General features: G+C 41.3%; 13 protein-coding genes. 5 read left to right on the forward strand and 8 right to left on the reverse strand.

What is annotated here, in order from left to right:
- On the forward strand, window positions 1-388 hold a 388-nt coding region (locus tag ACHFIY_RS18550; RefSeq protein ID WP_410847623.1), incomplete at its 5' end, for an IS1/IS1595 family N-terminal zinc-binding domain-containing protein.
- Window positions 358-786 carry an IS1 family transposase gene (locus ACHFIY_RS18555; protein ID WP_410847624.1) on the forward strand — a complete coding sequence of 143 codons (429 nt, stop codon included), beginning with the start codon at window positions 358-360 and terminating at the stop codon, window positions 784-786. The genes ACHFIY_RS18550 and ACHFIY_RS18555, both read left to right, overlap by 31 nt.
- A gap of 234 nt (window positions 787-1020) precedes the next feature.
- Here the strand turns inward: ACHFIY_RS18555 and ACHFIY_RS18560 are convergent, their stop codons facing one another.
- A complete protein-coding gene (locus ACHFIY_RS18560) occupies window positions 1021-3291 on the reverse strand; it encodes a 2-oxo acid dehydrogenase subunit E2 (RefSeq protein ID WP_410847625.1) in 2271 nt (756 codons plus the stop codon).
- Window positions 3292-3467: 176 nt separating this feature from the next.
- On the reverse strand, window positions 3468-4718 hold the full coding sequence (locus ACHFIY_RS18565; protein ID WP_410847626.1) for a competence/damage-inducible protein A: 1251 nt from the start codon (window positions 4716-4718) through the stop codon (window positions 3468-3470).
- Between the two features lie 42 nt (window positions 4719-4760).
- Between ACHFIY_RS18565 and dacB the strand changes: the two genes are divergently transcribed.
- The 3 genes from dacB (at window position 4761) to ACHFIY_RS18580 (ending at window position 8666) form a co-directional block, all read left to right on the forward strand.
- Window positions 4761-6167, forward strand: a complete 1407-nt coding sequence (dacB, locus tag ACHFIY_RS18570; protein WP_410847627.1) for a D-alanyl-D-alanine carboxypeptidase/D-alanyl-D-alanine endopeptidase — start codon at window positions 4761-4763, stop codon at window positions 6165-6167.
- A 148-nt stretch (window positions 6168-6315) separates the two neighbouring features.
- On the forward strand, window positions 6316-6438 hold the full coding sequence (locus ACHFIY_RS18575) for a hypothetical protein (RefSeq protein WP_410847628.1): 123 nt from the start codon (window positions 6316-6318) through the stop codon (window positions 6436-6438).
- Between the two features lie 74 nt (window positions 6439-6512).
- The gene (locus ACHFIY_RS18580; RefSeq protein ID WP_410847629.1) at window positions 6513-8666 is read left to right on the forward strand and encodes a S9 family peptidase; all 2154 of its coding nucleotides are present in this window, start codon (window positions 6513-6515) and stop codon (window positions 8664-8666) included.
- 249 nt (window positions 8667-8915) lie between these two features.
- On the opposite strand, the gene ACHFIY_RS18585 is transcribed toward ACHFIY_RS18580, so the two are convergent.
- The 6 genes from ACHFIY_RS18585 to ACHFIY_RS18610 form a co-directional block, all read right to left on the reverse strand.
- Window positions 8916-10166: an MFS transporter gene (locus tag ACHFIY_RS18585; RefSeq protein WP_410847630.1), complete on the reverse strand. Its 1251-nt coding sequence runs from the start codon at window positions 10164-10166 to the stop codon at window positions 8916-8918.
- 141 nt (window positions 10167-10307) lie between these two features.
- Window positions 10308-11132 carry an aminotransferase class IV gene (locus ACHFIY_RS18590; protein WP_410847631.1) on the reverse strand — a complete coding sequence of 275 codons (825 nt, stop codon included), beginning with the start codon at window positions 11130-11132 and terminating at the stop codon, window positions 10308-10310.
- A gap of 495 nt (window positions 11133-11627) precedes the next feature.
- A complete protein-coding gene (locus ACHFIY_RS18595) occupies window positions 11628-11831 on the reverse strand; it encodes a hypothetical protein (protein WP_410847632.1) in 204 nt (67 codons plus the stop codon).
- A 33-nt stretch (window positions 11832-11864) separates the two neighbouring features.
- Entirely contained in the window at window positions 11865-12155 is a 291-nt protein-coding gene (locus ACHFIY_RS18600; protein ID WP_410847633.1) for a hypothetical protein, read from the reverse strand.
- A 1-nt stretch (window position 12156) separates the two neighbouring features.
- Entirely contained in the window at window positions 12157-12501 is a 345-nt protein-coding gene (locus ACHFIY_RS18605) for a YciI family protein (protein ID WP_410847634.1), read from the reverse strand.
- 48 nt (window positions 12502-12549) lie between these two features.
- Window positions 12550-13062 (reverse strand): DinB family protein, encoded by a 513-nt coding sequence (locus tag ACHFIY_RS18610; protein ID WP_410847635.1) that lies wholly within the window; start codon window positions 13060-13062, stop codon window positions 12550-12552.
- Window positions 13063-13376 lie beyond the last annotated feature (314 nt).

The following is a 13376-nucleotide window of genomic DNA, read 5'->3' on the forward strand; positions in this document are numbered from 1 at the left end:
TGCAACTCAAATTTTCGGTAGTGGTACAATAAAGTTGTTATTATTTCGTTTATATATGAAAGCATTTACTGTGTTATCAGTTTTACGAATATGCCACAATTGCCAAAGTACCAATATCATCAAGAATGGTAAAAACGCATCGAACCAACAGCGTTACCGTTGTAAAGATTGCAATGTAACGCGTGTATTGGATTACCGTCAACCCAGTCGTGTGCTTGATATGGAACAGGTAGCCCTCACCTATACGGAAAGGGGCAGTTTCCGCTCAACAGGCCGTATTTTTGACGTGAGTCATGTTTCCATTTTAAGATGGCTTAAAAAAAAGCCCAGTCGCTGCCCGGTTTTAAATCTACCATCATGCCTGCCGGGAAGGAAAGCCCCATTTTAGAGGTGGACGAAGTGTTTACTTTTTTCTTGTTGAAAATCAACCATATAAGGATATGGATAGCACAATGCAGGCAAACAAGGCAAATTGTTTCTTTCTTCCTTGGGGATGGCAGCATGGCTTCTTGCAAAGAGATGTGGCGAAATCTGCCATATGACTATTTAAAATGCAACATCTTTTCTGATTTCTGGAAAGCCTATAATTATATCCCAGTGAAAACACACAAAAAGGTGGGGAAGGAAACTGGGGAAACAGCGCACATCGAACGGTTGAACAACACCATTAGGCAACGATTTAGCAGAATGGTGCGCAAAAGCCTTTCATTCTCAAAAAAGGAATATATGCTAAACCTTCATTTTAAACTTTGGGCTTATTACTACAACCTTAACCTTAAGACATAAATCAACTATGGTGTACCACCACCAAATTTTCTAAATTTAGATTTGTTACCCAATGATTTTGCCACGAATGCACTAATGGTTACTAATGTTTTTATTCATGCTTATTCGTGCATTAGTGGCAACAAAAGAAAAAAGGGGAATTTCATATACTTTTTGATCCTTAGTGCCGAAGAAAAAAGCGGCTGCATCCGAAAAGGAGCAGCCGCTTTTGGTAAATATTTACTTGTGATAGCATTACAGGTAATGATACCAAGTACGGTTCAAGTCCCAGTTTTCAAATTCTTTAGCAACATCGCTTAAAAAACTTGCACCAACGCTTCCGTCTATCACTCTATGGTCGTAGCTTAATGAAAGGTACATCATGTGCCTGATGCCAATCGTGTCATTATTTGGTGATTCAATAACAACAGGCCTCTTCTTAATAATGCCCACAGCTAAAATGGCTACTTGTGGCTGATTGATTATTGGCGTGCCCATCAATGTCCCAAAAGTGCCTACATTGGTAAAGGTGAAAGTACCCCCGGTAACATCATCTGGTTTCAACTGGTTGCTCCTCGCATCTGCTCCTAATTTATTCACTGCTGCGCTTAGCCCCACGATGTTTAATTGGTCAGCCCCTTTTATAACAGGCACAATCAAGTTGCCAGTTGGCAACGCTGTGGCCATGCCAATATTCAAGTCTTTCTTGATAATAATTTTATCCCCCTCAACAGATGAATTAATAAGTGGGTAGCGTTTCAATACTTTTACCAGGCAATCTATAAACATAGGGGTAAACGTAAGCTTAGTCCCTTCCCTTTTCTCAAAGTCTTGTTTTACCCTTTCCCTCCAAAATACCATGTTGGTAACATCAGCCTCGGTAAAACTGGTTACATGCGGACTTGTCTGCACGCTTTCTACCATGTGCTTGGCAATCATTTTCCGCATTCTGTCCATTTCTATAATCTCTACATTGCCAGACGGGTGTGCAGAAGCAGGGGTAGTGTATTTGCCCGATTCGCCTTCTGCCAAAGTAACCAATGGTACTGTTGGTGTTACAGGCGGCACCATGTACACTGGTTTCAAGTTTTTTGGAACTTCTATACAAGTATGGGGTGTTTCGGCATACTTGATAGGTTGTGGGGCTATGCTTTCCTCAACTGGTTTTGTTTCAACAATTGGGGCTGGTGCTGCAACCGTTTCTACAATTGGGGCAGGCGTAGCTTCAACAATCGGCTGTTGAACAGGTGTTTCAACAATCGGCTGCGGTGCAATAATAGGTTCTACAATTGTTTCAGGTGCTTTCGTTTCTGTTACAGTCTGCATAATAGGTTGTTGTGGTATAGGAGTTTCTGTTCCAGTTTCTGGGGCAATTATTGGCTGTGCAATAAGTTGAGGTGCAGGTGGTGCTTCTACAACAGGTTGTTCAATTGCTTGTGGTGCAACTGAAGCATTAGCCCCCACAGGTTGCGGTGCAACAATAGTTTCTGCAAGAGGCTGAACTGCCGGAAATTCCGCAATAGGCTGAACAATTGCTTGTGGTGCAACTGATGCACCTGCTCCAATAGGTTGAGGGGCAACAATTGGTTGAGCAATCTGTTGACTAACCGGCGCTTCCACAACTGGTTGAATAATATTTTGTGGTGCAAACTGCTCTACTACTGGAGTTGCAGGAGCATATACAGGTTGTGGTGCAGGTGAGTAAACAGGTGCTTCTACGATAGATTGTGCAATAATAGGCTCAACAATTGGCTGGGGATATATTACTGGTGCATCTACTATTGGCTGCGGGGCAATATAAACAGGCGTGTCTATAGATGCTTTTTGCATCACCACTTCTTGCACAGGTGTAGGAATGCTTGGTGTGTAAGGTGGTTGGTATTCCTGCACAGGCTGCTGCACATACACCACTTGTGGTGCTGGCTGGCTAGGGGTATATGCAGGTGCTTTGCCTGTTTTTTTATCTGTTACATATTGTAATACGTCTTTTTTAGAAACCCTGCCATCGGCTCCTGTGCCTGGTATCCTTTCCAGCTCGCTTAGGCTAATGCCTTCGCTATTGGCAATGTTTAGCACCAAAGGTGAGAAAAAACGGTTATTATTTGTTTTAGAAGCATTCTCATAAGGTGGTTGGTAAGGTATATCTTCCTGATATGTATAAGTAGGGGTAGGCATAGGTACTATATAGGGCTGTGGTGCAGGTTCGTAAACAGGTGCAGGGGGCTGCTGTGGTGGTGCTGGCTGGAAAGATGGGGCAGGTTGTGGAGCTGAGGCATAACCCGACACGTTTGTTTCAAACTTGGCAATGATGCTCCCAACAGGTACTACTGCATTCACAGGGTACAGCAATTCTGTAACAATGCCTTCAACTGGTGAAGGTATTTCGCTGTCAACCTTATCGGTCGCAATGTCCAATAAGGTTTCATCCAGTCTTATATGGTCGCCCACTTTCTTGTGCCACCTGAGGATGGTAGCTTCCATGATGCTCTCGCCCATCTTAGGCATTATTAATTCAGCTATTGCCATACAACAAATTGTTTTTATCGGGTTGGTAAAAACGCCCCTCCACCATTAAAATAAAACTAAGTAATTTCTCAAAAATCCGCCTTGCTACATCAACAAATACCATGTATCAGCAAAAAAGCAAATCTATGTTACAGTACACCAAAAGTATATTTTACAAAATGAAAGTTATTCTATGGTTATCCACATATTGCTATCCGCAGCATGTTTAAGGCATTTATAGCTGTTAACTGTGTATTTCTATCCCTATCAAACTTAAAATCGAAACGTTTTGCAACAGTTTTCCCCATCGCTGCTACGCATATCCACACCATACCCACAGGTTTTTCGGCTGTGCCGCCCCCTGGGCCCATGATTCCGCTTACCGCAACGGCATAATCTACCTGCATGGTTGCCCTTATATGCTCGGCCATCAGGGTTACTGTTTCCTCGCTCACGGCTCCTGCTGTTTGCAGTATATTTTCAGGCACCCCCAATAAATTAGTTTTAATGCTGTTGTCGTAGCTAACAATTGACCCCTTGAAATAAGCCGATGCCCCGGGGATGGAAGTAACTAAATAGGCAATATACCCACCCGTGCAGCTTTCGGCTGTGGCAATTGTTTTGCCGTGCTGCAAAAGCAATTGCCCTATGGCGGCTTCCATGGGCAGGTCTTCATCTATTACCAAGTACTCTTTTACCCTTTCTTTCAATAAGTTAAAATGGTGGGCAAGTGTTGGTAGCAATGCTTCCTTGTCCATGCCAGTAGCTGTTAGCCTTAGCCTTACCATGCCATAGTTGGGCAGGTAAGCCAGCTTGATGAAGGGGGGCAGTGAAGCTTCTATGTCTTTAATCATATCGGCAAGAAAGCTCTCGCCAATGCCAGCAGTTAGCAAAGTGCGGTGTTCTATATTAGTTGTCTTGAACTTTACGGGCAGCAGTGGCAGCACTTCATTTTCCATGATCCATTTCATCTCGTGCGGCACACCCGGAAGCGATATGAATACTTTACCATTTTTTTCAAACAACATCCCCGGTGCCGTGCCACGGTCGTTTCTCAGCACGGTACATACATCTGGCACTTCTGCTTGCTTGCTGTTCGTTTCTGTCATGGGGCGTTTCAGCCTGTTGATAAAAATATCTTTTATATGCTCCAGCGTAGGCTCATGCACTATTAATTTGCCGCCAAAATAATCGCAAAGCAATGGCTTGGTAATGTCGTCTGATGTTGGTCCCAGCCCGCCCGTGATTAGGATAATGGAAGCATGTTTGCTTTCTTCGCCCAAGGCATACCAAATATCGTCCCACACATCGCCCACTGCTACCCTATGTTTTACAGGGATGCCAATTTTGTTTAGCTCCTGTGCCATCCATGCGCTGTTAGTGTCCACCACTTGACCTATCAACAATTCGTCCCCAATAGTAATAATAGAAGCAAATACAGTGTCCATAACAATCTTATTTGTATTTTCCGTGCAAATTACAATTGCAAAATGAAATGGATGAAAGTAGTTGCCCTGTTGTTGTTCACAAGCCAGTTTTGCTTTGCGCAAACGGTAACTGAAAAATTGTCTGCTGCATTAAAATTATTGCAGCTAAACCCCACTGCGAAACATGCTAGTATAAGTTTATATGTGTTGAATAGCAAGACAAATGAAGTGGTGTTTGATTATAATAGCCAAGTAGGTCTTGCACCAGCCAGCTGCCAAAAAATAGTAACTAGCGTTGCTTCCTTCGAGTTATTGGGCAAAGACTACCAATACAAAACAGAACTGGGCTATGACGGCAAATTAAAGAATGGCATACTAGACGGTAACTTATACCTCACAGGCTATGGCGACCCAACATTGGGCAGTTGGCGGTACGCAAGCACTAAGGAAGCAGTGGTGCTGCGCAAATGGATAGAAGCTATCCAAAAAGCGGGCATTAAAAGCATAAAGGGGAGCATTATGCTCAACAGCAGTGCTTTTTCTCTACAACCCATACCCGGCGGATGGCCCTGGGAAGATATTGGTAACTACTATGGCGCAGGTAGCTGGGGGCTAAACTGGTACGAAAACCAGTACGACCTCACGCTGAAAGCGGGTACCAAAGAAGGGGGTGCAACAACCATCATGGATACAAAGCCAGAGCTGGAAATAGCCGGGATGATAAACACCGTAAAAACGGGCAAACCCGGCAGTGGCGACAATGCCAATATTTACCTGCCACCATATTCGCTAACTGGTTTTATTACAGGAACAGTAGCCCCCAATAAAAACAGTACCATTGCAGGTGCTATCCCCAACCCTTTGTACCAAATTCAAAACATATTTTCCAAAAGTTTGAAAGAGGCAAATATTGGTTATAAAGACATCACAAACAGTTTTGAATATGCAGCCAATAAAAAAACGGTGGCCAAGCCAGATATTGTTTTCTACACTTATTTATCCCCGGGGCTAGACAGTATTACCTATTGGTTTTTGAGAAAAAGCATCAACCTATATGGCGAATGTATTTTAAAAACATTGGCGTATAACCAAACAGGGGAAGGCACTACCGAGGCTGGTGTAAGCCTAGTAAAACAATTTTGGCAAGACAGGGGCATTGAAAAAAGCGCATTAAAGGTACTAGACGGCAGTGGCCTATCGCCCCAAAACCGCATTACAACCAATGCCTTAGTAAATATCCTGCAATATGCAAGGGACAAGCCTTGGTACAGTGCTTTTTACAATGCCCTGCCCATATACAACGGAATGAAAATAAAAAGCGGCACCATTGGCGGCACCAAAGGCTTTGCAGGCTACCACACAAGTAAAGCAGGGATTGACTATACCGTGGCCATGATTATCAATGATTTTGACGGCCCATCATCTGAAATGGTAAAAAAAATGTTCTTGGTGCTGGATGAATTGAAGTAAGGGGGAGTTTTAGTTACGAAGGCAGGAGGGCTCAAAGTGGCAAGAAGGAATATTGTTAATCTCGCTGGGCGAATGTTTCGAAGGGCATCTCGAGAGTGTAAAATAAACTGTATCAAGAATTAAATTATTTAATTTGTAAACACAGGATATGGAACAGCATTCAAATGCAGGCTTCGACTACGAATTGGCGAAGCAAAAAGTAAAGGAACAGCTACGCAGTGGCAAGTCGTTATTCAGCAAAGGCGGTGCCTTTGTGGCAAAAAATGAGTAACACTATTACTTCCTATTTAAACATCCCAACAACCAATTCGTCTAACGCGTGTATTTTTGCCCAAACTTTTTTATATGAGGAAATTTTTTCTGCTGGTTATTTTTCTGCCCTTTGTTGTTGCTGCGCAAACTAAGCCAATCACGTTGGAAGACATTTACAAAAAAACCATTTTCAGGGCTGAAATCGTCCCTGGCTTCAATAGCATGAAAGATGGCAGGTACTATGTGGAAACCACCACGGCAGGGATTGTAAAGAAAAGTTTTGCCACAGGCGAAACAGTTGACACGCTAGTAGCAAGGAATGACGTGAAAGACGAAAACGGAAAACCATTGCCACTATCTGACATTAGCTGGAGCAACGATGAGAAGTGGTTGCTAGTTACCCAGCAAAAAGAAAGTATTTATCGGCGCTCGTACAAGGCCATTGTATATGCATACAATATTGCCAGCAAGCAAGCTATTAAAATAGACACGGGCAAAATAATACATGCCACTTTTTCGCCCGATGCAACCAAAGTAGCTTTTGTGAAAAACAACAACCTGTTTTACAAAACCCTTGCTACAGGGGTTACTGTACAGGTTACCAAAGATGGCAGCTGGAACAATATTATCAATGGCAATTGCGACTGGGTATATGAAGAGGAATTTTCGTTTAGCAGAGCTTTTCAATGGAGCCCGGAAAGCAATTATATCGCTTACTACCGCTTTGATGAAAGCAAAGTGCCGCTTTATACCATCCCCTTCTACGATAGCCTTTATCCTACCCAATATAGCTACAAGTACCCCAAAACTGGAGAGGCCAACTCTATTATTGAAATCCATTTATATGCGCTAGCCAGCCAGCAAGATATAAAGGCTGATATTGGCCAAGAAACGGATATTTATATCCCACGCATACAATTCACCAACAACAATAATCAATTGGCCATTGTTAGGCTAAATCGCTTGCAGAACGAAATGCAGATATTGTTAGCCGATGTAAATACAGGCAAAACAAAAACAATATACAACGAGAAGGATAAATATTATGTGGAAGTGCCAGATATAAACTTTCTCAGCAATGGAAAGCAATACCTTATTACCAGCGAAAAGAATGGTTTCAACCAATTATACCTGAATAGCCTTGATGGCAAAGCCTCGGTACAAATAACCAAAGGCAACTATGATATTGCCACTATTACTGGCATTGACGAAAAAAACAATAAGGTTTACTTTACAGCAGCATATCAAAACGCCATGTCAAGGGATTTTTGCAGCGTAAACCTAGACGGCAGCCATTTTAAAAAGCTAAGCACCCTTGCTGGCACTTATACCGTGGCCATGAACAGCAATTTTAGCTATTGCCTTGTGGGTTATTCCAGCCTTAATACAGTGCCAACCTATGCTGTTACTGATCCGCAATTGAACCCCATCAGGCAATTGAAAAACAACCAAAAATTAGATGCGCTTACAAAATCCTACGGCTTTGCAAAAGCAGAATTTATTAGGGTGCCTACACCCAAAGGGGACACGCTGAATGGCTGGATGCTGAAACCAGCCAACTTTGATAATGCTAAAAAATACCCGGTGCTGTTTTGCAACTATGGTGGCCCGGGCAGCCAGCAAGTGGCCGATAAATGGGGGGCAGTGGGGGAGTGGCACCAACTGCTAGCCCAAAAAGGGTATATTGTTGTTTGTATAGACAATACTGGCACAGGATACAGAGGGGCGGCATTCAAGAAAAAAACTTATGGGCAACTGGGCAAATATGAAATAGAAGACCAGATAGACGCAGCAAAATACCTGGGCCAGCAACCTTTTGTAGATGCTGCCCGTATAGGCCATTGGGGCTGGAGCTTTGGTGGCTTTATGAGTTCGCTGGCCATTACCAAAGGGGCAGCTGTATTTAAAATGGCTATTGCAGTAGCACCTGTAACCAATTGGCGGTTTTACGATAATATTTATACAGAAAGGTATATGGGGCTGCCCAAGGATAATAAACAAGGGTATGATGACAATGCGCCAATGAACTTTGTTGACAAGATTAAAGGTAAATTTCTCATCATCCATGGCACAGCCGATGACAATGTTCATTTTCAAAATTCGGCGATGATGATAGACGAGATGATAAAGAAAAACATTGAGTTTGAAAGCGGCTATTACCCCAACAAAAACCATAGCATTTTTGGGGGAAACACCAGATTACATCTTTATACTAAGATGACTAAGTTTATTTTAGACAACTTGTAGGTAGCCTGTCTTTTTTACCCTCCTTTAGGGGATTGGGGGTATAGACATAAAAAAAGGGCCAGGATAAAAATCCAGCCCCGTTTTAAAATCCAATATCCTATGAAAAACCAATGCGAATATAATGGTAGTAAAAGAATATTTCCAAATAAAATTTTAAAAAAATAACCTTAAATTCATAATGCGTTGATTTTTAATGCTTTTTAGTTTTAAAATTGTAAGAAATATCCCTCATTTAAGGGGTCATTTACCTTATGCTTGTGCAACATGAAGCCTCGCTTTTACTATTTTGCTTACCCTGTACACCATTGCTATATTGAAGCAAATAACCAATGCCACCACATAGCCTAGCGTGTCATAATGCTGTAACGGGCTTGTTTTGGTTGGTTGGCTTACAATCAGGCCGCCAAATGCAGCAGCCACGCCACCTGCTATTTGTTGGAGGGATGAGTTGATGCTCATAAATGCACCCCTGTCCTGCATTTGCGGTAGCGAAGATGTTAAAGCCATGGCTGGCACCATGCGGCTCATGATGCCCATCATCATTAATATGTTCATCAAAATAACAATGCCAAAGGGAACTGGTGATAGGTTGGTATAGATAATCACCACTACCAGCATCCACAATGCTGCAACAGTAAATACTTTAAACTTGTCTATTTTATCGCTCAATGTTCCAATCAATGGCATGATGATTAAAGAAACCACGCCACCTACCATGAAAAGTATTGGGAGCTGGCTTGTGGAAACATGCAAGTTGTTGATGGCAAAGGCGCTGCCCCAAGGCATCATCATAAAACCACCGATAGACAAGAAGGCGGTAGAAAGGAAACCAATACGGTAGCTGCGTTGCCTAGCGGTATGCCACAAATGCTCAAAAGCATTTTTCTCTGTTTTAATGCCAAGGTGTTTATTTACGGGCTGCAACTTAAACGCAACAATTAACCAAATAATAGTAGACAACCCAACAATCATTAAAAAAGGGGATTGCCAGCCCCATTTGTTGGCAATAAACAGGCTGATAGGTATGCCCAATACTTGGCTTGCGCCAAAGCCCATCTGCATAAAACCCATGGCCCTGCCACGCTGCTGCAATGGGAACAAATCTGCTACAATGGCCGAGGATATAGAGCCAATAACACCACCAAACAAGCCTGTTACAATCCTTGCGGCAATAAGTAACGGATAGTTGCTGGCAACGCTGCAAAAGAAAGTGCCGGCAATAAACCCAACATAAAAGAACAGTAACAGCTTTTTGCGGTCAAACCTGTCGGCAAAGCCTGCTGTTAGTAAACCGGAAGCACCTGCGCTGAAAGCATAGCCTGACACGGCAAAGCCAAACTGCCGGGTAGTGAGCGACATAGACTTCATCATCATATCGCCTAGTGGCGACATTACCATAAAGTCCAACACTACTGTAAATAGTGTTAATGCCAGTAATATGATGGCCAGCACTTGGTAAGGTGTAAATGGTATTTTCTCTATTGCTTTTTCTTTGTTCATTTGCTTGGGATGACGGATAAAGTGCCTTTATATTGTACAAATGAAGGAAATAAATTTTGAAATACCAGTTGGAACATTTTACCAAGGACGTACACCCGGTAGGCAATCCATGCTGCACCAGGCCCACTTGTTCTCTAGAGGCTAGCAGGGATTACGCAAATCATACAATTTTTTAAATATAGCGGTAGTAATTTCCCCTGGCTTGCTATCGCCTATTTGTTTGCCATTGATGCTTAATACTGGCAAGGCAAATTTGGTGGTGCTGGTTATAAATGCCTCTTTGGCATTGTCAAGGTCGGCAAGGGTTATAGAGGTTTCCCTTGCATTAAACTCGGGAAATGACAAGATTTTTTTCCTGTTTATGCCCCACAGGATATTGCTAGAAGCCGTAAGTACTTCATTGTCCTGGGTTACCAAAAAGAAATTGGCCCTTGGGCATTCGCATATTTGCCCTTGGTTGTGGTACAGCAAATCGTCTGCGCCATGTTCTTGTATAAAAGGCTGCAGGTAAATTGCTTGCAAATAATCTATGGTTTTTACTTGTGGCAATTGGCGTTGGTAATTGTAGGTTACTAATTTTATCCCTTTGGTAAAACTGTCCATATTGTACACAAAAGGCGTTTGAGTAATCAGCAGGTTTGGTGCTGCAAGGGCATACCCATCTTCTGAATAGCCGCCTGTTAGCGTAATGCGGATGCCCGCATCGGGCATACTACTGTTTTGCTCAATCAGCTTATAAATCAATTCCTTCAGTTCTTCCCTTTGCACAATGCCATCTAGGTGCATAATAGCGGCAGAGTTGTAGAACCTATCTAAATGATCTTCCAAAAAAATGGGCTGCTTGTTCACGACAACAAAAAAATCGAAAATGCCATAGCCACGCTGTACCGACAAGTCGGATATTAAAATACTTGCTTCCTTTTGCTTGTGCAACTGCCCATTTACAATTGAGTAATTATCTGCCATTGTTTTTGTTTACCTATAAGTGTTTATATGTGCAAATTTGTAATGAGTAGGTATTGAATTATTTTCCCAATAGAAATCTCTGCGAACACAATAGCCAATCTAAGACTGACAGGGAGGGGCAAGGAAAGCAAATGAGAGATTTGCAAACGCTTGGGCGTAGTCGTGAGACATACGCCCAGCACTGCTTTTATTTTGTAAGACTACGACAAGCTGGGTAATTATCTGCCATTTTTTTTGTTTACCTATAAGTGTTTATGTGTGCAAATTTGTAATGAGTAGCCATTGAAATATTTTCCCAATAGGAATCTCTGCGAACACAATAGCCAATCTAAGACTGACAGGGAGGGGCAAGGAAAGCAAATGAGAGATTTGCAAACGCTTGGGCGTAGTCGTGAGACATACGCACAGCACTGCTTTTATTTTGTAAGACTACGACTAGCTGGGAATTCTAATGCTCAAATTTAGCACTTCAGCCCCACTATTGCAAAACCCTTATTAGCTGTTGTTTTTTTTCGCTTTCAAGTCGTACAAATTTTTAGTGATTGTTGATTTGTCAGCATTTGTCATTGCCAAATTTAATGCAATTTCAAAATTTTTAATTGCTTTCATATTGTCAATGTCTGTGTATAAATTTCCTAATAATGAGAAATTTAAATGATTGTATTTTAGATTTAGTTTTTCTGCTTCTATTATAGCCACTTGTTTTCCACCAACTTTTGATAAGGCAAAAGTTCAGTTGAGTGCTACCATTGGCGAGTAGTCTATTAGCAAAAGTTTGTTATAAAGTTGCAAAATATTTTGCCACTTATTGTTGGTTCTGTTTTTAGCAACAGTATAAAGCCAAGCCGTTGGATTTTCGGGAATGCCTTTTAATCCCCAAATTTCCGAAGCCAATAAAAAAGTATCGTTTGTAATATCCTCTGCAATTTCAATATGAACAATACCAAACAACTTACAGAGTACAGAAATTATTTTTCTGTACTCTGTTTTAAAAAGTTGTGGTACTAATGCTGCCTCATTCAAGTTAACCGTTCATTGCTATTATACTTCTTACTTCAACGTGTCCTCCGTGGTTAAGAATAGGACAACCTTCTGCCAATTTCATCGCTTCATCAATGTTAGCAGCTTTTACCACTACATAACCGCCAATAATTTCTTTTACTTCTGCATAAGGGCCATCGGCAATTACATTATTAGGCTTCAACGTTTTTCCTTCAAAACTCAAACGATTTGCGTTTACAATTTTTCCTTGTGCGGCAATACCACCAAACCAATCCATCCATTGTTGAATGTTTGACTGCATTTGTTCTGGTGAAGGCCCAAACGATTCGTTGATTTCGCTTTTGAAAATCATCATAAATTCTTTCATTATTCTACTTTTTAAATTGTTAAAATTAATTGTTACTGGAATTACTTTTTATCCTTGTATTTGTTGCGACTCTTCAAAAGTTGGCCCGTACAAAGAAGGTACTTTATTTCCCGTGGCTCTTAAATGTGAGATAAGTTCGCCCCTATGATGATACAAATGATTGTATAAAATGCTTCTGATAACTTGAATTTTTGGCATTGATGGAAAAGCAGTTTTTTCGTTATTCATTGTCATAGACCACACATTCATATATTGAGATTCATCCGATTTCTCAATGGCTTCTTGTGCAGTTTTTACATTGGCTTCAAATTTTTCTAAAATATTTGAAACCTTTGTTATGTCACCTTTGTCATATTTATAGGTACTCAATTCAAAGGCATCTTGGTTGAATGTAACATCATACCAGTTGTAAAGCTCTGAAATGTGAGATGCTAATTGTCCAACTGACCAAAGATGCGGTTGAGGACGATATTCCAAAGCACTGTCTGGAATAATAGATAAAAGTTTTCTTGTGTTTTCGGCTTCGTGCTGAAATTCAGCGAATAATGCTTCTTTAATCATTTTTTTTTACTTTTTAAATTGTTAATGTTATTTGTTACATCTTAATAACGATTGACATTTTCAAAATTGGACAGATTGCTGAAATTATTTTTTTGTTGGTCGGTTTTGGTTTGAAGGTGGGTCATAAAATAACAGCTAACTCATAAATATGCACAAATCCATTGCGCCAATCCTTTAAAAATAGCTGTATTACTCATTCCTCCCCCTACCGATTCAAAATTTCTTCAACAATGCAATTTTCTTTTGCACGTCAGCAAGTTGCAGCGGGTTGCCAAACTTCCCGAAAGTTTGGAACCACTAGTGTTCGAAACATG

It is taken from the genome of Parasediminibacterium schistidii (assembly GCF_046546515.1).
Taxonomy (GTDB): Bacteria; Bacteroidota; Bacteroidia; order Chitinophagales; family Chitinophagaceae; genus Parasediminibacterium.